Raw genomic sequence first — 21,108 nt, 5'->3', positions numbered from 1 at the left:
TTATAAGTCGAAATAGCCGCGCGACAGAAAATTGGAGGCTCAAATGGCATTTAAGAAACTCTTGGGTAGCGTCGCCTGCGCGGCGACCCTGGCTCTCACGATGGGGCCCCTCACCGCGGGCAGCGCCCAGGCCGAGGGCGAGTTGTTTCTCTACAACTGGTCGAACTACTTCCCCCCCGACCTGCTGAAGAAATTCGAAGCCGACACCGGCATCAAGGTGACGCTCGACGTCTACGATTCGAATGAAACCATGCTGGCCAAGCTGCAGGCCGGTGCCTCCGGCTACGACGTGGTGGTGCCTTCCGACTACATGGTCAAGATCATGATCGACGAAGGCCTGGCCGAGAAGATCGACGCCGGCTCCATGTCGAACTTCGCCAACGTCATGGCCCCTCACAACGCCCAGCCCTTCGATCCCGAGCGCAGCTACTCGGCGCCCTACATGTGGGGCACCACCGGCTTCACCTACGACTCCGCCAAGACCGGCAAACTGGAGAATTCCTGGAAGGAAGTCTTCGAGCCGCGCGACGCCCTCAAAGGGCAGATCGCCATGCTGAACGACGAGGTCGAGGTCTACAACGCCGCCGCCTACTACGTCGGCGTCTCTAAGTGCACCGAAGACTCAAAGGACGCGCAGAAAATCCTCGACGTGCTGGAGAAGCAGAAGCCCTTCGTCGCCACCTACAACTCCGATGGCACCATTGACCGCATGGCTGCCGGTGAGGTGGTCGCTCATATGCAGTGGAACGGCGCCTCGCACCGCACCAAGGAAAAGCTGCCGAGCGCGACCTACATGTACCCCAAGGAAGGCATCACCTTCTGGGCCGACAACTTCGTCGTGCCGTCCTCGGCGCCCAACAAGGAAAACGCCAAGACCTTCATCAACTGGATGATGGCGCCGGAGAATGCCGCCATGGCGTCCAACTTCACCGGCTACATGAACGCCATCCGCGGCTCCGGCGCGTTCATGGACGACTCGCTGAAGACCGACCCGGCGGTCGTCATGCCCGAAGAATTTGCCGACCGCCTGCGGCCGAACCTGAACTGTTCGCCGGCCGCGCGTGAGTTGCGCAACAAGGTTTGGACGCGCCTGAAGAAGTAAGCCGAACGGCAGGAGGCGGGCCGGGGCCCGCCTCCGCCTCTCGCCGCAGGGTAGACCCATGACTCCCCCAACCACCTTCACCCTGGCCCTCTGGTCCACCAACCTCTCGACGCCGCTGGACGGTCTCGGCGCCTGGGCCGACCATGTGGACGCCAAGATGGCCGAGGCCGCCGCCAGCGGCGCGAAGCTGCTGGTCATGCCGGAATACGCCGCCGAAGCCTGGCTGTCCTTCAAACCGGAAGGGCTCCCTTCCGACAAGGAGATCGCCTGGATGGCCGAGCAGGCCCCGAGCGCGCTGGAACTGCTGCGCGACCTGCCCGCCCGCCACGGCATCGGCCTGCTGGCCGGCACCATGCCCTGGCCGGTAGAGGGCGGCTCCACCAACCGCGCCTGGCTGCTGCTGCCCGACGGCCGTGCGATCCCCCAGGACAAACTCTCCCTCACGCCCGGCGAGCAGGAGCCGGACTACTGGAACCTCACGCCCGGCGACGAACTTCACATCGTCGAGTGGGAAGGGCTCAAGATCGCCACCTTGATCTGCCTGGACGTCGAGATGCCGGCACTCTCGGTCCTGCTGGCACCGCAGGCCCCGGACCTTCTCCTCGTGCCCTCGATGACCCACCGGCTCTCGGGCTACTCGCGGGTCTCCGGCTGCGCCAAGGCGCGCGCGGTCGAGCTGGTTTGCGCGGTAGCCACGGCCGGCGTCATCGGGCGCTCCCCCGGCACCACGCTGAACCACAGCAATGTCGGCGCCTGTGCCCTCTACCTGCCCTGCGAGCCGAGCCTGGGCATGCACGGCGTGCTGGAAGCCATACCGCCGCTGGCCGAGCACGAAGCCGACGGCCCGATGATGCTCGCCCATGACATTCCCTTTGCTGAGATCCGCCGCCTGCGCGAGACCGGCGCCGAAGTCTGGCCCGGCGCCTGGCGAGCCGATCACGTCACGCTTGTCGAGGACCCCCTTCCGTGAAGACCATCTACAGCGAAAAGCACAAGCTGCACCACGCCAAGCTGGAGCTCATCAACGGCCAGATGGAGCCCGCCGTCGAAATGCCCTCACGCGCCGAGACGGTGCTGGAGAGGGTGAAAGCATCCGAGCTGGGGCCGGTAACGGGGCCGACGCAACACGGGCTTGACCCCATTCTGAAAGTTCACGACGCCGGCTACGTGAAATTCCTCGAGAAGGCCTGGGATCTCTGGACCGCCGAAGGCCGCGACTACGACGCTCTGCCCCTGGTCTGGCCTGTGCGCGGCCTGCGCCAGATCGAGCCGGAGCACATCGACGGCAAGCTCTCCTACTTCTCCTTCGACGCCGGCACGCCGATCACCGCCGGCACCTGGCAGGCCGCGACCGCCGCCGTGGACGTGGCGCTGAGCGGCGCCGACGAGCTGCACCAGGGCGCGACCTCGGCCTTCGCGCTCTGCCGGCCGCCGGGCCATCACGCCGCCGCCGATTTCTACGGCGGCTACTGCTTCCTGAACAACGCTGCCGTCGCCGCACAATCCTTCATCGACGCCGGCGCCGGGCGGGTCGCGGTGCTGGACGTCGACTATCATCACGGCAACGGCACCCAGGCGATCTTCTACGACCGCCCAGACGTCTTCTTCGCCTCGATTCACGGTCACCCACGCCAGGAGTTCCCCTTCTTCCTCGGCTACGAGGACGAGACCGGCGAAGGCGCCGGCGCGGGCTGCAACGCCAACTACCCGCTGGCCTGGGGCAGCGGCTTCGATGTCTGGCTGGCCGCGCTGCAGGATGCCTGCGCCAGGATCGCCGCCTACGGTCCGGAGGCCGTTGTCGTCTCGCTGGGCGTCGACACCTTCGAGAAGGACCCGATCTCGCAGTTCAAGCTGAAGTCGGAAGACTACTTCGTCATCGGCCAGACCATCGCCAGGCTCGGCAAGCCGACGCTCTTCGTCATGGAAGGCGGCTACGCGGTGGCGGAGATCGGCGTCAACGCGGTGAACGTGCTGCTGGGCTTCGAAGGACGAAGCTAGCCGTCTTCACCCGTCCGCCAATCGAGCGACAGATCGCCGCCGAAATAGATGCCGTTGACCGAGAGCACGTAGATCCCCGCCCCCTCCAGCGGAAACCGGGTGCGCTGCTGCGCGTCCTTTTCCAGGCGCAGGCGGTAAACCGTCGGTTCGTCGTAGAAGAAGGCCGGCCAGCGCCAGGCGTGAACGACCAGGATACCGCGGTTGATTTCCGCATCGAGATCCAGCGTCGCCGTCTCGCCGCCCAGCGACACGACATGGCCGACCGTCACGTCGTGCTGCTGCCAGTGGATGCCGTGGCGCTCGAAGTGACCGCTGCGCAGCGAGGCGACCTGGTAGCCGCGGTTGAAGAAGCCGAGGTTGAAGTTGAAGAAGCTCTGGCCGAAGAAGGTCCAGGCCAAGATGACGAAAACTGTAACCGCGGCCCAGGTCTTGGCGCGGCCCTTAAGTTCGTAAACGTGCTTCCCCATGGTTCAGCCCTCGCCGCGGTCCGAGGCGCGCCAATCGACCGAGACGTCCCCCTGCCAGCGGTGCGCGTACATGTAGATGCGGTAGAAGCCCAAGCCCTGGGCGACAAAGTCGATGCGGCCGCTGCCGCCCGCTTCGATGATGCGCGGCCCGACATACTGCGGGCGGTTGGCGAAGGGCGGCCACTTCCATACCGCGAAGGAAACCGTGCCTTCGTTGATGGTGAGATCGTAATCAAGCGTGAGCCGCTCGCCTTCGTTCATCAGGACGTAGCCGAAGGTGGCCGAGTCCCGCAGGATCGCGGGGAAGCGGCGCTCGTAGTGGCCGCTGCTGAGCCCGGCGATGCGGTGGCCGGTGTTCGGCCCCCAGATCCAGTAGCGGAAGAAGGTGGTGACCTGGCTGGCGGCAAGGATCACCATCAGCGCCAGCCCGAGGCCGAGCACCGCCTTGGCGTTCCACTTCACTTTCTTGCCATACCGCTTCATGCCGCAGCTCTCCCGCGTCTGCTGCGAAGCGGCAAGGCTAGGCGATCCCCCTCAAAGAACCCTTAAGCTCTGCGGGCGACAAGAAGAAATTCCTTGTTGCCCTCGGGGCCGGTGATGGGGCTCTCGACGACGCCCTCGACGGTCCAGCCGGGCTGCGCCTCGACCCAGGCCCGGATCCGCGCGCAGACCTCTTCGTGCAGCGCCGGGTCGCGCACCACGCCGCCCTTGCCGACCCGCTCCTTGCCGACCTCGAACTGCGGCTTGATCAGCACCGCCATGACGGCGCCGGGCGCGGTGAGGGCGAGCGGGGCCGGCAGCAATATCTCCAGGCCGATGAAGCTGGCGTCACAGACCAGCAGGTCGACCGGCTCCGGCACCTGTTCGGCCGTCAGGGTGCGGGCGTTGGTGCGCTCCAGCACCACGACGCGGGGATCGTTGCGCAGCTGCCAGGCCAGCTGGCCGTGACCCACGTCGACGGCGTAGACCCTGGCGGCGCCGTGCTGGAGCAGCACGTCGGTGAAGCCGCCGGTGGAGGCGCCGACGTCGAGGCAGGTCAACCCCGCGGGGTCGAGGTCGAAAGCCTGCAGCGCGTGGGCCAGCTTCAGGCCGCCGCGGCTGACCCAGGGGTGGTCCTGGCCGCGCACCTCCAACGCCTGGTCCTCGGCGACGCTCTCGCCGGCCTTGGCCAGCTTGCGCTCCCCGGCGAAGACCTTGCCGGCCATGATCAGGGCCTGGGCCTTGGCGCGGCTTTCCACCAGGCCGCGCTCGACCAGCGCCAGATCCGCGCGGGTCTTAGCGACCTTCGACTTGCTCATTGCCCAACGAGACCCGCGTTGGGCAGGTAGCGCCGGCGGCGGTGGAAGCGCCAGATCACCGCAGAGGCGACGAAAGCCAGGCCGCAGGCGAGGCCCATCCAGACGCCGCGCCCGCCCAAGCCCAAGGGGAAGGCCAGCACCACCGAGGCGACGAAGCCGATCGACCAGTAGCCGCCGATGGCCAGCCACATGGGCACAGTGGTGTCGCTGAGGCCGCGCAAGGCATGGACGCCGATGACCTGTCCGCCGTCGACCAGCTGGAACAGGGCGGCGATGACCAGGAAGGCGACAGCCAGCTCCACCACCTCGGCGTTCTCCGGCGCCGCGAGGTCGAGGAAGAGCCCGACCAGGAATTGGCCGGCGAACCAGAAGACCAGCGCCGAGCAGGCCATGAAGAGGGAACCGGCGATGAGCGCCGCCCAGCCGGCGCGGGTGACGCCGTCGTGATCACGCGCGCCGGCGGCCAGGCCGACGCGCACCACCGCCGCCTGGCCCAGGCCCAGCGGCACCATGAAGGCGACAGCCGCGCACTGCAGGGCGATGGCGTGGGCGGCCAGGGCCTCGGTGCTGATAAGGCCCATAAGGAAGGCGGCAGCGGAGAACAGTCCGGCCTCGGCGACGATGGTCAAGCCGATCGGCACGCCGATGCGGAACAGCTCGAAAAAGCGCCCCCAGTCCGGGCGCCAGAATCGCAGCAGGATGGCATAGCGGCGGAAACGCCGGTCCCACCGCACGTAGCCGAGCAGCGCCAGGAACGAGAGGGCCTGCACGATGGAACTGGTGACGCCGGCACCCATCAATCCCCAGCGCGGCAGGCCGAAGTGGCCGAACATCAAGCCGTAGTTCGAGATCGCGTTGACCCCGACCGCCACCAGGGTGATGACCAGCACCGAACGCGGCCGTGAATGGGCGGTCACGAAGCTGCGCAGCACCACGAACCACAGGCTGGGCAGCAGCGACCAAGCAACGGCCTGCAAATAGTCCTCGGCCAGCAGCGCGATCGCCGGCTCCTGCCCGAAGGCCAGCAGCACCCAGCGGCCGTTGAAGATGATGGCGGTGAAGATCGCCCCGAACAGCAGCGTCAGCCAGAAGCCCTGGCGCACCGTGCGGCGCACGCCGCGGAAATCGCGCGCGCCGAGCGCCTGCGCGGTCATCGGCGCCACCACCGTGGCGATGCCCAGGCCGAAGAGGAACAGCGGGATGAAGATGTTCATGCCCAGGGCGCCGGCCGCCAGCTCCTCGGGCCCCAGCCAGCCCATCATCACGATGTCCGTGGTGTTGATGCCGATCATCGCCAGCTGGGTGAAGACCAGCGGCGCCGCCAGCCGCAGCGTCGCGAGAATCTCGCGGCGCCATAAGGCAACAGCAGAAGGCGCGCCGCCGGCCAAGGCCGCGGCGTCGGGGAGAAGTGCTCCGGACATGTTTGCACTATGCCGATTTTAACGGAGAGCGAGAACCCTCTCCGCGCGCAGAGCCGCTATGCACGGCGCCTTGCTTGGGAACCCGCCGTCAGGCCCGGACGGGCGACTCCAGTTCGTCCTGACCCAGCGCCCCCAAGACGGCGGCGAGGATACCGGCACGGTCCAGGCCGGCCTGGGCAATCTGCGCGTCCGGCTTGTCGTGGTCGATCCAGCGGTCCGGCAGGGTCAAGGGGCGGAACTTCAGCCCCTTGTCGAAGACGCCTTCCAGGGCCAGGAACTGCATGACCTGGGTGGCGAAGCCGCCAATGGCGCCCTCCTCCACGGTCACCAGCACCTCGTGCTCGCGCGCCAGGCGGCGCACCAGATCCTCGTCCAGCGGCTTGGCGAAGCGGGCATCGGCCACGGTGGTGGAAAGCCCGCGGGCCGCCAGGTCATCGGCCGCCGCCAGGGCGTCGGCGAGGCGCGTGCCGAGGGACAGAATCGCCACCTTGTTGCCCTCGCGCAGGATGCGGCCCTTGCCGATCGCCAGCGGCGTGCCGCGCGCCGGCATCTCGATGCCCATGGCCTCGCCGCGCGGATAGCGCATGGCCGAGGGGCGGTCGTCGATCAGACAGGAGGTCGCCACCATGTGCATCAGCTCGACCTCGTCGCTGGGCGCCATGATGACGAAGTTCGGCAGGCAGCCCAGGTAGGCCAGGTCGTAGCTGCCCTGGTGGGTGACGCCGTCGGCGCCGACCATCCCGGCGCGGTCGATGGCGAAGCGCACCGGCAGGCTCTGAATCGCCACGTCATGGACCACCTGGTCGTAGCCGCGCTGCAGGAAGGTGGAGTAGATCGCTGCGAAGGGCTTGAAGCCCTCGCAGGCCATGCCGGCGCAGAAGGTGACGGCGTGCTGCTCGGCGATGCCGACATCGAACATGCGCTCCGGGAAACGTTCGGCGAACTTGTTGAGCCCCGTGCCCGAGGGCATGGCGGCGGTCACCGCGACGATGGTGTCGTCGTGCTCGGCCTCGGCGATCAGCCCGGCGGCGAAAACGTTCTGATAGCTCGGCGCCTTGGGCGTGCCCTTGGCCTGCTTGCCGGTGACCACGTCGAACTTGGCGACGCCGTGATACTTGTCGGCGGCGGCCTCGGCCGGCTCGTAGCCCTTGCCCTTCTGGGTCACGCAGTGGATCAGCACCGGGCCCTCGTAGTGCGAATCGCGCACGTTCTTCAGCACCGGTAGCAGGTGGTCCAGGTTGTGACCGTCGATGGGACCGACGTAGAAGAAGCCGAGCTCCTCGAAAAGGGTGCCGCCGGTCAGAAGGCCGCGGGCGTATTCCTCGGCCCGCTTGGCGGCCATTTCGATGGGCCGTGGGAAGCGCTTGGCGAGTTCGCGCCCGATGGAGCGCACCGAAAGGAAGGGCTTCGAGGAGATCAGCTGCGACAGATAGGCGCTCATGGCGCCCACCGGCGGCGCGATCGACATGTCGTTGTCGTTGAGGATGACGATGAGCCGCGAGTTCATGGCCCCGGCATTGTTCATCGCCTCGTAGGCCATGCCCGCGCTCATGGCGCCGTCGCCGATCACCGCGATGACGGCGTTGTCCTCGCCGCGGAAGTCGCGCGCCACGGAGAATCCCAGGCCGGCGGAAATCGAGGTCGAGCTGTGCGCCGCGCCGAAGGGGTCGTAGACGCTCTCCTTGCGGCTGGTGAAGCCGGAGAGGCCGCCGCCCTGGCGCAGGCTGCGCATGCGGTCGCGCCGGCCGGTCAGGATCTTGTGCGGATAGCACTGATGGGAGACGTCCCAGATCAGCTTGTCGCGGGGCGTATCGAAGACGTAGTGCAGCGCGGTGGTAAGTTCGACCACCCCCAGGCCGGCGCCCAGGTGGCCGCCGGTCGCCGAGACCGCCTCGATCATCTCCGACCGCAACTCGTCGGCGAAATCGCGCAGCTGCTCTTCATTCAGCTTGCGCAGATCGGCCGGTTCCTCGACTCGATCCAGTAAGGGGGTGGGACGCCTGTTATGACCGATTTGTGCCACGCTTATTTCCGCTCCTGCCGCCTTGCCGGCGTCTCATTGTCACACCGAAATAATACTAACAATACCAAGTCGCGCCTGCATCCCTGCAGCCATAACCCCCTTATGGCCAAGCCCTCAAGACCGGCGAGAGACGACAAAAGCCGCCGTCTGCCTTAGAAGGTCCGACTTTTGACCGAAAAGATCAAGCCGTGCACAAGCGGAATGGACCAGTTCCCGGGCCTTTTCGCGCGCTGTCTCGACGCCAAGCTGGTCCACGAAGGTGGCTTTTCCAAGGTTTGCATCCTGGCCGGTGGGCTTGCCCAGCGCCTCGGGCGTGCTCTCCTCGTCCAGCAGGTCGTCGGCGATCTGGAAGGCCAGGCCCAGGTCCTCGGCATAGGCGACCAGGGCCTGCCGCTCGGCGGCGCCGGCCTCGCCCAGGATCGCCCCCGCCTCGCAGGCGTAGCGGATCAGCGCCCCCGTCTTGAGGCTCTGCAGTTCCGAGATCCCGGCCAGGTCCAGGCCGCTGCGCTCCGGCGAGATGTCGATCATCTGCCCGCCGACCATGCCCGCCGCTCCGGCGGCCGCGGCCAGCTGGGCGACCAGCGCGCAGCGCACTTCCGCCTTCGCATGGGTGCGCGGGTCGGACAGCACCGTGAAGGCCTCGGTCAATAGGCCGTCGCCGGCCAGGATCGCGATCGCTTCGTCGAAGGCCAGGTGAGCCGTCGGCTTGCCGTGGCGCAGGTCACTGTCGTCCATGGCCGGCAGGTCGTCGTGGATCAGGCTGTAGCAGTGCACCATCTCCAGCGCCGCCCCGGCCCTCAGCGCCTGGTCCTGCGGCACGTCGAACAGGCGGGCTGTTTCGCAGACCAGAAACGGCCTCAGCCGCTTGCCGCCGCCCAGCGCGGCATAGCGCATGGCCTCGATGACAGCGCCGCGCGGGCCCTCGACCGGCGGCAGCAGCTCATCCAGCAGGCCGGTCACGGCCGCCGCCCGGGCCTTCAGCGCTTCCTGCAGGTCGCCCTCCCCGGACGGCAGGCTCTCTCCTTGCATCTGAACGCGGCTACTCGACATCGAGGGCCTCGCTGCTCACGCTGCCGTCGGCGGAGAGGCTGATCTTCTCGATCTTGGCCTGGGCCTCGCGCAGCTTGGCATCGCAATGCCGCTTCAGCGCAGCGCCGCGGTCGTAGTCGCCGATGGCGCTGTCCAGCGTGCCCTGGCCCTGCTCCAGCTTGCCGACGATCGCTTTCAGCTCGTCCAGCGCTTCCTCGAAGCTCATTTTGCGGATATCGGCGGGAATGTCGTTGTCTGCCATACTCTTGGTCTCACTCCGTGGGGGCCCCACGCCCCCCCCTTTCACTCCTTGCGCCGCGGCGGATTCGCGGCGGGTCGCCCGCCGACCATGCCGGAAGCGCGCCCGGGAAAACAGCCCTTATAGGGCCATGGGAGGCCCTTTTGCGCCCTTTTGCCCCTTCTTTGCACCCGCAAGGCGCGGCGCGCGGGCCTTCAGCCCTCCATCAGGACACGCACGTGGGCGGCGACGCTGCGCCCGAGAGCAGTCGGGTTGTAGCCGCCTTCCAGCACCGAGACCAGCCGGCCGCCGCAGGAACTGCGCGCCAGGGCCATGAGTTGCTGTGTCGCCCAGGCATAGTCGTCCTCGGTGAAGTTCAGCCCGGCCAGCGGGTCCTCGGCATGAGCGTCGAATCCGGCGGAGATGAACAGGAACTCCGGCTGGAAGCTGGTCAGGGCCGGCACGATGTTGTCGCGCATGCCCTGGCGGAACTCCTCGGACCCGCCACCGGGCGGCAGAGGCACGTTCACGATGTTGGCGTTCACCCCGCGCTCGCGCGCCGAGCCGGTGCCTGGAAAGAGCGGCATCTGGTGGGTCGAGGCGTAGAACAGGTCGGGGTCGCCCCAGAACGCCGCCTGGGTGCCGTTGCCGTGGTGGACATCGAAGTCCACCACCGCGATGCGGTGCAGACCGTGCGCCGCGCGCGCGTGCAAGGCGCCGACGGCGACGTTGTTGAAGACGCAGAAGCCCATCGCGTGGTCCGGTTCGGCATGGTGGCCCGGCGGGCGCACGGCGCAGAAAGCATTGTCGGCCTCGCCGGCCATCACCGCATCAACCGCGGCCACCACGGCGCCAGCCGCGCGCAGGGCCGCCTCTCCGGAGCCCGGCGAAAGAATGGTGTCGGCATCCAGCGCCCGCTCCCCCTCGCCTTCGCCGGGCACCGCGCGCAGCAGGTTCTGCACGTAGTCGCCGGGATGGACCAGGGCGATCTGGCTTTCCTCGGCCCGCGGCGCCTCACGGCGCTCCAGGGCATCGAACTCCGAGGCGGAAAGCGCCTCGCGAATCGCCTTCAGGCGCACCGGGCCCTCCGGGTGTCCGATATCCGGGATGTGGCCTTCGCAGGCGCTGTGACTGAAAAGAAGAGTGGTCATAAAGCGGCTCTATAGGGCAATCGGTTCATCGTGACTCCCCGATCATAGAACCTGGAGCCCGTTAATTTAACCGAGCATTTTGCCCGGCGCGCGGCAATGGAGCCCCGCGAAGACCCGAATTGCGCGCTCTGCCGCGCCTTCAGGGGCCTGTCAGGAGTCCTTTCGCGCCTGCATCTGTGGCATTGACTCCCCCCTGAACTCGCGCCAATTGTTGAGAATAGCTGAACTTTTCCGGTGCGGACGGCGGCAGAAAGCCCCCCGCGACCCAAGGGCCCGTGGAGAGCGAACTTGATCGCATACGTACGAACGGCAAAGCGCCGCTCGGCCGTCGCCGGCCTTGTGCCGCTGGCGGCCATTCTACTGGGCCTGACCGCCGCCGCGCTTGACCCCGGCCCCGCCGCCGCGCAGCAGGATCCCTCGCGCGTGCGCGTCAACGCGGTGCGCAGCGAACCGTTGAAACAAACCGTGCCGGTGATCGGCCGCCTGGTGGCGCGCCAGGCCGGCTCCGTCGCCGCACGCATCGGCGGACCGATCCTGGAATTTCGCGTGGAAGTGGGCGACCGGGTCGCCGCGGGCGACGTTCTCGCCGTGCTAGACGACTCCATCATGCGGGCCGAGCGCGACCTCGCCGCCGCCGGGCTGGCGGTCGCCCGCGCCGAACTCAAGACCAAGCAGGCGCAGATCACCCTGGCCCAACAGGAACTGGCGCGCCTGGAGGGGCTGAAGAAGTCCGCCGCCTTCAGCCAGGCGCGTTTCGAGGACGCCCTGCAGGAGGTCGTCATCGCCCAGGCAGGAGCCAGCGAGGCCGAGTCCTCGGTGACCTCGGCGCGCGCCCAGCTGCGCCTGGCCGAGATCAACCTGGAATACACCCAGATAACCGCGCCCTACGACGGCGTCATCACCCGGCGCCTCAGCGAGGCCGGTTCCTATGCCTCCTCTGGCGAAGAACTGGTGAACATGATCGCCGACCAGAGCCTGGAGGTGGAGGCCGACGTGCCTTCCAACCGCCTGCTCGGCCTCTCGGCCGGCACCACCGTCGACGTCACCCTGGACAACGGAACCAAGTTCAAGGCGGCGGTGCGCGCCATCATCCCCAACGAGAACCCGCTGACGCGCACCCGTGCCGTGCGCTTCGTGCCGGATTTCGGGCCGCCGGATCAGGCCGCCACCGCCCCCCTGGCCAACGAGCAGTCGGTCACCGTGCAGGTGCCGATCGGCGCGCCGCGCGAGATCGTCTCGGTGCACAAGGACGCCATCATAAAGCGGCCGAACGACACCATCGTCTTCGTCGTCACCGACGGTAAGGCCCAGCCGCGCAGCATCGTGCTGGGCGAGGCCGTGGGCAGCCGCTACGAGGTGCTCGACGGGCTCGCCGCGGGTGATCTGGTTGTGGTGCGCGGCAACGAACGACTGCAACCTGGGACGCCGGTGCAAATCGAAGAGGCTTCTTGATGAACCTCATCAAGACCGCCATTGAACGTCCCATCGCCGTCGTCGCCGCCGTGCTGATGGTCGTGATGTTCGGCCTGGTGGCCCTGCAGACCATTCCCATCCAGCTCGCCCCGGACACCAACAGCCCGGTCATCACGGTGACCACCGAATGGGCCGGCGCGGCGCCGGCCGAGGTGGAACGCGAGATCACCAACCGCCAGGAAGAAGAGCTGAAGGGCATCGAGGGGCTGGAGGAGATCACCTCGCGGTCCGAACGCGGGCGCAGCCGCGTCACCCTGGAGTTCGCCGTCGGCACCAACATGGACCGGGCGCTGCTGCTGGTCTCCAACCGGCTCGACCGCGTCAACGGCTATCCCGACGAAGCCGACGAACCGACGCTCGACACCGCCGGCGCCGAAGACAATGCCATCGCCTGGTTCATCCTGACCCGCGAAGCCGGCAACGAGCGGCCGATGAGCGAATACGGCGACTTCGCCGAGAACGTCATCCAGGAACGCCTGGAGCGCGTCCCCGGGGTCAGCCGCATCAACGTCTACGGCGGCACCGAACGGGAAATCCAGGTGACCGTCGAACCGCAGGTGCTGGCCCGCTACCGCCTGACGGTCAGCGAGGTGGTCGACGCCCTGCGCCGCGCCAACGCCTCCTTCAGCGCCGGCGACGTCGACGAGGGCAAGCGCCGCTACGTGGTGCGCACTGAGGGCGAGCTGAACACCATTGAGGCGGTGCGCTCGGTCGTGGTGCGCAGCGACGAGAACGCCGCCAGCGGCCGCGTGGCCCGCGTGCTCATCGGCGACATCGCCGACGTGCGTTTCGGCTACAAGGAGGCGCGGGCCTCCATCCGCATGCGCGGCCACGCCGCCCTGGCCATGAACGCCATCCGCGAGACCGGCGCCAACGTCATCGAGACCATGAAGGGCATCCGCGCGGCAATCAGGGAACTAAACGAAGGGCCCATCCCCGCCGCCGGGCTGAAACTGCGCCAGGTCTACGACGAGACGGTCTACATCGATTCCGCCATCAACCTGGTACAGCAGAATATCTGGGTCGGCGGCTCCCTGGCGGCCATCATTCTGCTGCTCTTCCTGCGCTCCTTCCGGGCGACCCTGGTGGTCTCCATCGCCATCCCCGTCTCGGTGATCGGCGCCTTCGTCGCCATGGCCGCGCTGGGGCGCTCGATCAACGTCATCTCGCTGGCCGGCATCGCCTTCGCCGTCGGCATGGTGGTCGACGCCGCCATCGTCGTGCTGGAGAACATCTACCGCCTGCGCGAACAGGGCCGCCCGGTGCGCGAGGCCGCCTACCTGGGCGCCAAGCAGGTCTGGGGCGCGGTGCTGGTCTCGGCCCTGACCACGGTGATGGTCTTCATCCCGATCCTGGTCATGGAACTGGAAGTGGGTCAGCTGTTCCGCGACATCGCGGTGGCGATCTCCGTCTCGGTCATGCTGTCCCTCTTGGTCTCCATCACGGTGCTGCCGGCGCTCTCCAGCCGGCTGCTGGGCAACGGCGGCAAGTCGCACTCCGACCACAGCGTCACGCGCCTGCATCTGCCGGTGATCGACCAGCTCGCCAAGGGCTTCGTCGCCACGGTGGTCGGCTTCGCCCGGCTGGTGGTGCGCAGCCGTCTGGCCGCGTTGGGAACGGTGGCGGCGGTCACCACGGTTGCGCTCTACGGCAGCTGGCACTACCTGCCGAAGCTGGAATACCTGCCCGAAGGCAACCGCAACCTGGTCTTCGGAATCATCATTCCGCCGCCCGGCTACAACCTCGACACCATGGTGAACATTGCCGAGGGCGTCGAGACCGCCACGCGGCCGCACTGGACGGAGCAGGAATCCTCACTGGAGGAACCGGCGGAGGATGAAAGAACCCTGCAGGAACGGATCAGCGCCCTGCCGGGCGAACTGCTGCTGGATGTGAAGGAAAGCTTCGGCAGCCTGCTGGCGGGCTTCGGCGCCGGGGCCGGGCAGCGGCCGCCGCCGAAGATGGACCGCTTCTTCTTCGTCGCCTTCAACGCCAACACCTTCATCGGCGCCACCTCGGCGGAGCCGCAGCGCGCGGCGGAGGTCATCCCGCTGCTGGAAGGCCCAGTGTTCAGCGAGCCCGGCACCTTCGGCTTCATCAGCCAGCCCTCCATCTTCGGGCGCGGCATCGGCTCGGGACGCAAGATCGACCTCAACATCTCCGGCCAGCAGCTGGAGCCGATCCTGCAGGTGGCGCAGCAGGCGGTGGGGCGCATCGCGCAGATCCTGCCGCGCGAGAAGGGCAACCAGCTGCGCCCCAACCCCGGCCTGGAGCTGGGCGCGCCGGAGGTGCGGTTGTTCCCCGACCGCGTGCGTCTGGCCGACAACGGCATCAGCGCGCGCCAGTTCGGCGAGGCCATCGACACCTTCAACGACGGCCTGCGCGTGCTGGAGGTGACCGTCGGCAATGACCGCCTGGACCTCATGCTGCAGGGACCTGAGGCCAACGTCGTCGAGACCCAGGGCATTGCCAGCCTGCCGGTGGTGACCTCCAGCGGCGACATCCTGCCCGCCTCCTCCCTGGCGGAGATAGTCCTGACCTCGGGCCCGACGGAGGTGCGCCACCACGAGCGCGCCCGCACCATCACGCTGGAGATCCGGCCGGCGCCGGGCATCCCCCTGGAAGCGGCGCTGGAGATCCTGCGCGATCAGGTCATGGTGCCGATGGAACAGGCCGGCCTGCCGCCGGGGGTGGAGTTCACCATCTCCGGCACCGCCGACAAGCTGACCCAGACCTGGAACGCCATGGTGGTCCAGCTGGCGCTGGCCATCGCCATCGTCTACCTGGTCATGGCCGTGCTCTTCGAGAGCTTCTTCTACCCGCTGATCATCCTGCTGTCGGTACCGCTGGCCACCGCCGGCGGCGTCGCCGGGCTGGCGGTGCTGAACCTCTATACCTATCAGCCCCTGGACATGCTGACGCTGCTGGGCTTCGTCATCCTGATCGGCATCGTGGTGAACAACGCCATCCTGCTGGTCCACCAGACCCTCTATCACCTGCGCGAAGAAGGGATGGCGGCGGGCCCGGCGATCGTCGAGGCGACGCGCAACCGGATCCGGCCGATCTTCATGTCGACCCTCACCTCGGTCGTCGGCATGCTGCCGCTGGTGTTCTTCCCGGGCGCGGGCTCTGAGCTCTACCGCGGCCTCGGGTCCGTGGTGATCGGCGGCCTGGCCATGTCGGCGGCCCTGACCCTGCTGATCATCCCGCCCATGCTCTCGCTGCTGGTCGGCCTGCTGGAAGGCCGTGAGCCGGTCAAAGACCGCGCGCCGCGCCCCGACGGCCGCGGGACCCAACCGGCCCTCGGCGAATAGCGCGCGGCCCTAGCCAGCCTTGCGGATACGGAACAGGAAGACGCCATCGTCCTCCAGCCACTCCACCAGCTCGTCGCCGGTGGTCTCGCAGAACGACTGAAAATCGGCCACCGCACCCGGATCGGTGGCCTTGACCTCAAGCAGGCCGCCGGCGGCGACGCCCTTCATCGCCTTGCGGGCGCGCAGCACCGGCAGGGGACAGCGCAGGCCGGTAGCGTCCAAAAAAGTGGTAGTCACGATATTTTCGTCTCGGCTCTCGATTTTGTCAGATACGTCAGATAGATAGTTGAGGGAAAAAAAACACCCCTGCCCTTGACCATCACCCCCGGCGAACAAGTATCAACTACATGTCGTTCGGATCCCTCCTCTTGACGTCGGGCCGCGCCAGCCGCTTGCTTCGAGCAATGGGTAATGAGCGGCGTCTGGTCATCCTATGCCATCTCTGCGAGCGCGAACACTCGGTCACCGAGCTTTGCCGCCTGGTCGGGCTGAGCCAGTCGGCGCTTTCCCAGCACCTCGCCAAGCTGCGCCGGGACAACCTGGTCAAGACGCGGCGCTCGGCCCAGACCGTGTTCTATTCGGTCTCCAGCCCCGAGGTGGCGCCCATCCTAAAGGCCCTCTCCGACGTCTTTCCCTCGGTCGCCACCGCGACAGCCCGAGCGGAGGCCGCCATCGCCAGCAGGCCCTGCGGCGCGGATACCGCCGGCGAACACGCCGTCTGGCGCAAATCCAGCACCTAACGCCCCAAAAGCAGTCCAAAAAAAATCACCCTCTTCTGCACCCCGAAAGGGGCGATCTTCCGTACCATTGTTAGGAGGCGCCTAAGCGCCCCGGTGAGCCGCAACCTGATCAATTCGCATGCTTGATCGCCGGAAAAGGTTTGCGGTAAGCCTGATACCGCAGAAAACCAGTCAATAGCCCATTTCCCACCCATCGCCGCTGGGTCGAATTGCAAAAAGAGATCCAGACAGTGACCGAAAAACCACGCCTTACCTCCGCCACCCCCGATCCCATCGACATCGCCATCGGCTCACGCCTGCGCCTGCGCCGCCTGGCGATGGGGTTCAGCCAGGAGACCCTGGCGCGCGCCCTGGGCATCACCTTCCAGCAGATCCAAAAATACGAGCGCGGGACCAACCGTATCTTCGCCAGCCGTCTGTTCCATCTGGCCCGGACGCTGCATGTCCCGGTCGGCTATTTTTTCGAGAAAATTCCGGCCGAGGGCGAGGCCCCGACGCAGGAGTCCGCCGACCGCGACCGCGGCGCAGGCTCTGACGACCAGGTCGGGGCCCTGCTGGGCAAAAGCGATACCCTGAAGCTGATCCAGGCCTACAACCGGATCTCGGATCCCGGCGTACGGCGACAGATCTATGCCCTGGTGAGGACCGTGGGCGACCAGGACCAGATCGCCGATATAGCCTCCTGACCGCGCCGCGGCACGGGGACCACTCTGACCCAGACCGTTCGGTCCTGGACCACTCAATCCTGGACGCAGAGCCCCGCAAGCCGCTAAATGGGCCCACAAACGGACCCGGGGTGCCGGCGGAAGCCGCGCCCCGGGGAGATTGGGGGTCTCATGCCGGCAATCAGCGGCCATGAATTTGGCCGGGTCCGCCTGCGGCGCGCCTGGATCCTGGTCCTGCTCGTCACGGCGGCGGGCGGCACCGGAACCGCGGCGGCGCAGGACGCGAGCTATTTCTCCCCCACCTACGCCGCCTCCGACGGATCGCCCTACAGTTCGGTTTACGCCCGCACCTTCGGTGCGGGGGGGCCGCCCCCCCCCGCGTCTCGGGCGGCGGCGCCGCCGCCGGAAACGGCGCCCCTGGTCACCGGCGCCGGTCGTCCCCTCCCCGCGACGCCCGCCGTCCCGGCCGACAGCGGCCCGGATGGCAGCGTCGTCTATGTCATCGAGGACGGCCGCCTGCTGAGCTACCGGGCCGAGGACTATGCCCGCGGGCGCGGGGCCTTCGCAGGCGCGGCCGTGCCCCCGGCCGTCACCGGCTCCGCTGCCGCCACGCCGCCCGCCGACCTCTCCAGCATCACCAGCCGCCTCTACGGTGCCTCGCCCCTGGACACCGGCGCAGGCCCCGCCGCCCCGTCGCGGCCCGGCGCACCCATCCAACTCGTCCCGCCGCGCAAGCCGGCAGCCTTGGAGAACTAGACGTCTTGGCCTGCCGCTCCGGCAGTGGTAGTCCCTGCCCCCAATGCGAACCGACGACTTCGATTTCGACCTGCCCCGCGAACTGATCGCCCAGCATCCCATGGAGCCGCGCGACCAGGCGCGCTTGCTGCACGTGGGCGCCCGCGGAAGCCAAAGGGGCCTGGCGGACCGCCGCATCGCCGACCTGCCGGACCTGCTGCAGCCCGGCGACCTACTGGTCACCAACGACACCAAGGTGATCCCCGCCCGCCTGACCGGCAAGCGCGGCACCGCCGGGGTGGAGGTCACGCTGCACCAGGCGCTGGACGGCGGTACCTGGAAAGCCTTCGCGCGCCCGGCCCGCAAGCTGAGCGTCAACGACCGCATCGACTTCGGATCGGACGCCTCGGGGGACTTCGCCGCCGCGGTGATCGACAAGGGTGAAGCCGGCGAGGTCACCCTGCACTTCGACCGCCGCGACGGCGCCTTGCTGGCCGCGCTGGAAGAGCACGGGGTCATGCCGCTGCCGCCCTACATCACCCGCGACAAGACCGGCGACCCGCGGGACCGCCACGACTACCAGACCGTCTTCGCCGAGCGCGAAGGCGCGGTCGCCGCGCCCACCGCCGGGCTGCACTTCACCGAGGCGCTGCTGCAACGCATCGAGGCGCGCGGCATCGGCCGCGTGAACGTCACCCTGCACGTCGGCGCCGGCACCTTCCTGCCGGTGAAGACCGAGGAGGTCGAAGCCCACGTCATGCACAGCGAGTGGGGCGAGATCACCGAGGAGGCCGCCGCGGCGATCAACGCCGCGCGCGCCGCCGGCGGACGCGTCGTCGCCGTCGGCACCACGGCGCTGCGCCTGCTGGAGAGCGTCGCCGCCGACGACGGCCGTCTCTCCGCCTTTACCGGAGAGACCAACCTCTTCATCCTGCCCGGCTACCGCTTCAAGGCCGCCGACCTGCTGATGACCAACTTCCACCTGCCGCGCTCCACTCTCTTCATGCTGGTCTGCGCCTTCGCCGGCAAAGCGCGCATGGAGGCGGCCTACGCCCACGCCGTCGCCGAGGGCTACCGCTTCTACTCCTACGGCGACGCCTGCCTGCTGGAGCCGGAGAAGGAAACATGAAGGACTTCGGCCTGGCCTACGAGGTTTCGGCGACCGACGGCGCCGCGCGGCGCGGCCGCCTGACCACCGCGCACGGCGTGGTCAACACGCCCGCCTTCATGACCGTCGGCACCGCCGGCACGGTGAAGGGCCTGACGACGGACCAGGTGAAGGCGAGCGGCGCCGAGATCATCCTCGGCAACACCTATCACCTGATGCTGCGCCCCGGCGCCGAGCGCGTCGCCGCGCTGGGCGGGCTGCACAGGTTCATGAACTGGCCGGGGCCGATCCTGACCGACTCCGGCGGCTTCCAGGTCATGTCCCTGGAGGAGCTGCGCAAGATCACCGAAGAGGGCGTCACCTTCCGCTCCCACCTGGACGGCACGCCGCACAGCCTGACGCCCGAGCGCGCCATGGAGATCCAGGAGCTGCTCGACGCCGACATCACCATGGTGCTGGACGAGTGCACGCCCTTCCCGGCGACCGAGAAAGAGGCGCGGGAGTCCATGGAGCGTTCCATGCGCTGGGCGGCGCGCTGCCGGGCGGCCTTCACGCGGCGCCCCGGATACGGCCTCTTCGGGATCGTCCAGGGCGGGGTCTATCCGGAACTGCGCCAGCGCTCGGCGGAAGCGCTGCTGGAGATCGGCTTCGACGGCTATGCGGTCGGCGGCCTGGCCGTCGGCGAAGGCCAGGAAACCATGTTCGCGGTGCTGGAGGCGACGCTGCCGCAGCTGCCGGCCGAGCGGCCGCGCTACCTCATGGGCGTCGGCAAGCCCGCCGACATCGTCGGCGCGGTGAGGCGCGGCATCGACATGTTCGACTGTGTGCTGCCGACGCGCAGTGGGCGCACCGGACAGGCTTTCACCCGCCGCGCGACCCTGAACATCTTCAACGCCCGCCACCGCGACGACGCGCGTGCCCTGGACCCGGACTGTCCCTGCCCGACCTGCACCGACTACAGCCGCGCCTACCTGCACCACCTCTTCAAGGCCAAGGAGATGCTTGGACCGATCCTGCTGACCCGTCACAATCTGCACTACTACCAGCAGATCATGGCCGGTCTGCGCGAGGCCATCGAAGGTGGCCGCCTGGAGGACTTCGTTGCCGACTTCGAGCGACAAACCGCGGAAGGCGATATCCCTCCGCTCTGAGGATCGGGCTTCTGACGACCTGAAGGCCCGGATCCGCGCGAAAGCGCTGGCGCTGGGCTTCGACGCGGTCGGCTTCGCGCCGGCGCAGGTCGCTCCGGCGGCGCAGGCAGAATTCCTCGCCTTCCTCGACCAGGGCTGCCACGGCGACATGGACTGGCTGGCGCGCAACGCGGAGCGCCGCGCCGACCCACAGACCCTCTGGTCCGCGGCGCGCAGCGTCATCGTGCTGGGGCAGAACTACGGGCCCGGCAGCGATCCTTTGGACCTGCTGGAGCGCCGGGACCGCGCCTCGATCTCCGTCTACGCGCGCAACGCCGACTACCACGACCTCATCAAGAAGCGCCTGAAGGCGCTGGCGCGCTGGATGCACGAGGAACTGGCGGCCGAGGTGAAGGTCTTCGTCGACACCGCGCCGGTGATGGAGAAGCACCTGGCCCAGGCCGCCGGGCTGGGCTGGCAGGGCAAACACAGCAACCTAGTCTCCCTGGAGCTCGGCTCCTGGCTGTTCCTGGGCGAGGTCTTCACCGACCTCGAGCTTTCGCCGGACAGCGCCGAGAAGGATCACTGCGGCTCCTGCCGGCGCTGCCTCGAGGTCTGCCCCACCGAGGCCTTCCTCGGGCCCTACCGGCTGGACGCCCGGCGCTGCATCTCCTACCTCACCATCGAGCACAAGGGGCATATCCCCGCAGAGTTCCGCCGCGCGATGGGCAACCGCATCTACGGCTGCGACGACTGCCTGGCGGTCTGTCCCTGGAACAAGTTCGCGCAGCGCAGCAGCGAGCCGGCCTTCCTGCCGCGCGCCGAGCTGTCGGCGCCACGCCTGGCAGACCTGCTGCAGTTGGACGACGCTGTCTTCCGCCGCGTCTTCGCGGGCTCTCCCATCAAGCGCATCGGCCGCGACCGCTTCCTGCGCAACGTGCTGATCGCCGCCGGCAACAGCGGCGAGGCCGCATTGGCACCGCGCGCCGAGGCGCTGCTCGACGACCCCTCGCCGCTGGTGCGCGCCATGGCCGTCTGGGCGCTGGCGCGCCTGCTGCCGGGAAGCGCCTTCGGTGTCCTGCGCGCGGTCCATGCCGATGCGGAAGACGACGCCGCGGTGCGCGCGGAATGGCGGGCCGCGGCAGCGGAAAGCGAGGTCGCCGGATGAGACTGCACATTACCGGGGCCGCCGGGTCGGGCACCACGTCGCTCGGCA

The 21,108-nt window shown here is 68.1% G+C and carries 20 protein-coding genes; 11 read left to right on the top strand and 9 right to left on the bottom strand.

The genetic code is table 11. The features are described 5' to 3' along the window. Window positions 1-43 precede the first annotated feature (43 nt). Genes H7X47_RS17305 through H7X47_RS17295 form a run of 3 tightly spaced genes read left to right on the top strand, consistent with a single transcriptional unit; the run spans window position 44 to window position 3,100 of the window. The gene (locus H7X47_RS17305) at window positions 44-1,102 is read left to right on the top strand and encodes an extracellular solute-binding protein (RefSeq protein ID WP_193369962.1); all 1,059 of its coding nucleotides are present in this window, start codon (window positions 44-46) and stop codon (window positions 1,100-1,102) included. 58 nt (window positions 1,103-1,160) lie between these two features. Further along, the gene (locus H7X47_RS17300) at window positions 1,161-2,072 is read left to right on the top strand and encodes a nitrilase-related carbon-nitrogen hydrolase (RefSeq protein ID WP_193369961.1); all 912 of its coding nucleotides are present in this window, start codon (window positions 1,161-1,163) and stop codon (window positions 2,070-2,072) included. Then, the gene (locus tag H7X47_RS17295; RefSeq protein WP_193369960.1) at window positions 2,069-3,100 is read left to right on the top strand and encodes a histone deacetylase family protein; all 1,032 of its coding nucleotides are present in this window, start codon (window positions 2,069-2,071) and stop codon (window positions 3,098-3,100) included. Before H7X47_RS17300 ends, H7X47_RS17295 begins: the two co-directional genes overlap by 4 nt. Here H7X47_RS17295 and H7X47_RS17290 read toward each other — a convergent pair. The 8 genes from H7X47_RS17290 to H7X47_RS17255 form a co-directional block, all read right to left on the bottom strand. Next, window positions 3,097-3,567, bottom strand: coding sequence for a hypothetical protein (locus H7X47_RS17290; RefSeq protein ID WP_193369959.1), 471 nt, complete (start codon window positions 3,565-3,567; stop codon window positions 3,097-3,099). The genes H7X47_RS17295 and H7X47_RS17290 overlap by 4 nt on opposite strands. Before the next feature lie 3 nt (window positions 3,568-3,570). Beyond that, entirely contained in the window at window positions 3,571-4,050 is a 480-nt protein-coding gene (locus tag H7X47_RS17285) for a hypothetical protein (protein WP_193369958.1), read from the bottom strand. Between the two features lie 62 nt (window positions 4,051-4,112). Next, window positions 4,113-4,865, bottom strand: a complete 753-nt coding sequence (locus H7X47_RS17280) for a TlyA family RNA methyltransferase (protein ID WP_193369957.1) — start codon at window positions 4,863-4,865, stop codon at window positions 4,113-4,115. Next, window positions 4,862-6,286, bottom strand: a complete 1,425-nt coding sequence (locus tag H7X47_RS17275) for an MATE family efflux transporter (RefSeq protein ID WP_193369956.1) — start codon at window positions 6,284-6,286, stop codon at window positions 4,862-4,864. The genes H7X47_RS17280 and H7X47_RS17275 overlap by 4 nt, the downstream gene beginning before the upstream one ends. Before the next feature lie 88 nt (window positions 6,287-6,374). Next, window positions 6,375-8,309: a 1-deoxy-D-xylulose-5-phosphate synthase gene (gene dxs, locus H7X47_RS17270; protein ID WP_322096507.1), complete on the bottom strand. Its 1,935-nt coding sequence runs from the start codon at window positions 8,307-8,309 to the stop codon at window positions 6,375-6,377. Window positions 8,310-8,423: 114 nt separating this feature from the next. Continuing rightward, window positions 8,424-9,359 carry a polyprenyl synthetase family protein gene (locus tag H7X47_RS17265; RefSeq protein ID WP_227010560.1) on the bottom strand — a complete coding sequence of 312 codons (936 nt, stop codon included), beginning with the start codon at window positions 9,357-9,359 and terminating at the stop codon, window positions 8,424-8,426. Further along, window positions 9,349-9,600: an exodeoxyribonuclease VII small subunit gene (locus H7X47_RS17260; RefSeq protein WP_193369955.1), complete on the bottom strand. Its 252-nt coding sequence runs from the start codon at window positions 9,598-9,600 to the stop codon at window positions 9,349-9,351. Before H7X47_RS17260 ends, H7X47_RS17265 begins: the two co-directional genes overlap by 11 nt. A gap of 191 nt (window positions 9,601-9,791) precedes the next feature. Then, window positions 9,792-10,727 carry a histone deacetylase family protein gene (locus tag H7X47_RS17255; RefSeq protein WP_193369954.1) on the bottom strand — a complete coding sequence of 312 codons (936 nt, stop codon included), beginning with the start codon at window positions 10,725-10,727 and terminating at the stop codon, window positions 9,792-9,794. A gap of 288 nt (window positions 10,728-11,015) precedes the next feature. Here H7X47_RS17255 and H7X47_RS17250 point away from each other — a divergent pair, with 288 nt between their 5' ends. Both H7X47_RS17250 and H7X47_RS25865 read left to right on the top strand, forming a co-directional pair. Next, on the top strand, window positions 11,016-12,179 hold the full coding sequence (locus H7X47_RS17250) for an efflux RND transporter periplasmic adaptor subunit (protein WP_193369953.1): 1,164 nt from the start codon (window positions 11,016-11,018) through the stop codon (window positions 12,177-12,179). Continuing rightward, on the top strand, window positions 12,179-15,514 hold the full coding sequence (locus H7X47_RS25865) for an efflux RND transporter permease subunit (protein ID WP_227010559.1): 3,336 nt from the start codon (window positions 12,179-12,181) through the stop codon (window positions 15,512-15,514). The genes H7X47_RS17250 and H7X47_RS25865 overlap by 1 nt, the downstream gene beginning before the upstream one ends. A gap of 9 nt (window positions 15,515-15,523) precedes the next feature. Here H7X47_RS25865 and H7X47_RS17240 read toward each other — a convergent pair whose 3' ends face one another. Next, window positions 15,524-15,751 carry a sulfurtransferase TusA family protein gene (locus H7X47_RS17240; RefSeq protein WP_193369952.1) on the bottom strand — a complete coding sequence of 76 codons (228 nt, stop codon included), beginning with the start codon at window positions 15,749-15,751 and terminating at the stop codon, window positions 15,524-15,526. A gap of 110 nt (window positions 15,752-15,861) precedes the next feature. Between H7X47_RS17240 and H7X47_RS17235 the strand changes: the two genes are divergently transcribed. The 6 genes from H7X47_RS17235 to queG all read left to right on the top strand — a co-directional run bounded on the left by H7X47_RS17235 (window position 15,862) and on the right by queG (window position 21,060). Next, the gene (locus H7X47_RS17235) at window positions 15,862-16,254 is read left to right on the top strand and encodes an ArsR/SmtB family transcription factor (RefSeq protein WP_193369951.1); all 393 of its coding nucleotides are present in this window, start codon (window positions 15,862-15,864) and stop codon (window positions 16,252-16,254) included. 230 nt (window positions 16,255-16,484) lie between these two features. Beyond that, the gene (locus tag H7X47_RS17230; protein ID WP_319633627.1) at window positions 16,485-16,940 is read left to right on the top strand and encodes a helix-turn-helix domain-containing protein; all 456 of its coding nucleotides are present in this window, start codon (window positions 16,485-16,487) and stop codon (window positions 16,938-16,940) included. A gap of 150 nt (window positions 16,941-17,090) precedes the next feature. Then, window positions 17,091-17,675, top strand: coding sequence for a hypothetical protein (locus H7X47_RS17225; RefSeq protein ID WP_193369950.1), 585 nt, complete (start codon window positions 17,091-17,093; stop codon window positions 17,673-17,675). 43 nt (window positions 17,676-17,718) lie between these two features. Then, on the top strand, window positions 17,719-18,783 hold the full coding sequence (gene queA, locus H7X47_RS17220) for a tRNA preQ1(34) S-adenosylmethionine ribosyltransferase-isomerase QueA (RefSeq protein ID WP_193369949.1): 1,065 nt from the start codon (window positions 17,719-17,721) through the stop codon (window positions 18,781-18,783). Next, complete coding sequence (tgt, locus tag H7X47_RS17215) at window positions 18,780-19,913, top strand: tRNA guanosine(34) transglycosylase Tgt (RefSeq protein ID WP_193369948.1); 1,134 nt, start codon at window positions 18,780-18,782, stop codon at window positions 19,911-19,913. Before queA ends, tgt begins: the two co-directional genes overlap by 4 nt. Continuing rightward, window positions 19,897-21,060 carry a tRNA epoxyqueuosine(34) reductase QueG gene (queG, locus tag H7X47_RS17210; RefSeq protein ID WP_193370067.1) on the top strand — a complete coding sequence of 388 codons (1,164 nt, stop codon included), beginning with the start codon at window positions 19,897-19,899 and terminating at the stop codon, window positions 21,058-21,060. The genes tgt and queG overlap by 17 nt, the downstream gene beginning before the upstream one ends. Window positions 21,061-21,108 lie beyond the last annotated feature (48 nt).

The sequence above is a fragment of the Pelagibius marinus genome (assembly GCF_014925385.1).
Lineage (GTDB): Bacteria > Pseudomonadota > Alphaproteobacteria > Kiloniellales > Kiloniellaceae > Pelagibius > Pelagibius marinus.
Note: the sequence above shows the minus strand (reverse complement) of the source record. Positions and strands in the feature narration are given on the sequence as shown.

Coding starts and splice junctions, on each gene's coding strand:
- H7X47_RS17255 (WP_193369954.1), bottom strand. CDS start 10,727: ATGACCACTCTTCTTTTCAGTCACAGCGCCTGCGAAGGCCACATCCCG.
- H7X47_RS17305 (WP_193369962.1), top strand. CDS start 44: ATGGCATTTAAGAAACTCTTGGGTAGCGTCGCCTGCGCGGCGACCCTG.
- H7X47_RS17260 (WP_193369955.1), bottom strand. CDS start 9,600: ATGGCAGACAACGACATTCCCGCCGATATCCGCAAAATGAGCTTCGAG.
- H7X47_RS17275 (WP_193369956.1), bottom strand. CDS start 6,286: ATGTCCGGAGCACTTCTCCCCGACGCCGCGGCCTTGGCCGGCGGCGCG.
- H7X47_RS17300 (WP_193369961.1), top strand. CDS start 1,161: ATGACTCCCCCAACCACCTTCACCCTGGCCCTCTGGTCCACCAACCTC.
- H7X47_RS17285 (WP_193369958.1), bottom strand. CDS start 4,050: ATGAAGCGGTATGGCAAGAAAGTGAAGTGGAACGCCAAGGCGGTGCTC.
- H7X47_RS17235 (WP_193369951.1), top strand. CDS start 15,862: ATGTCGTTCGGATCCCTCCTCTTGACGTCGGGCCGCGCCAGCCGCTTG.
- H7X47_RS17280 (WP_193369957.1), bottom strand. CDS start 4,865: ATGAGCAAGTCGAAGGTCGCTAAGACCCGCGCGGATCTGGCGCTGGTC.
- H7X47_RS17225 (WP_193369950.1), top strand. CDS start 17,091: ATGCCGGCAATCAGCGGCCATGAATTTGGCCGGGTCCGCCTGCGGCGC.
- H7X47_RS17265 (WP_227010560.1), bottom strand. CDS start 9,359: ATGTCGAGTAGCCGCGTTCAGATGCAAGGAGAGAGCCTGCCGTCCGGG.
- queA (WP_193369949.1), top strand. CDS start 17,719: ATGCGAACCGACGACTTCGATTTCGACCTGCCCCGCGAACTGATCGCC.
- H7X47_RS17290 (WP_193369959.1), bottom strand. CDS start 3,567: ATGGGGAAGCACGTTTACGAACTTAAGGGCCGCGCCAAGACCTGGGCC.
- H7X47_RS25865 (WP_227010559.1), top strand. CDS start 12,179: ATGAACCTCATCAAGACCGCCATTGAACGTCCCATCGCCGTCGTCGCC.
- tgt (WP_193369948.1), top strand. CDS start 18,780: ATGAAGGACTTCGGCCTGGCCTACGAGGTTTCGGCGACCGACGGCGCC.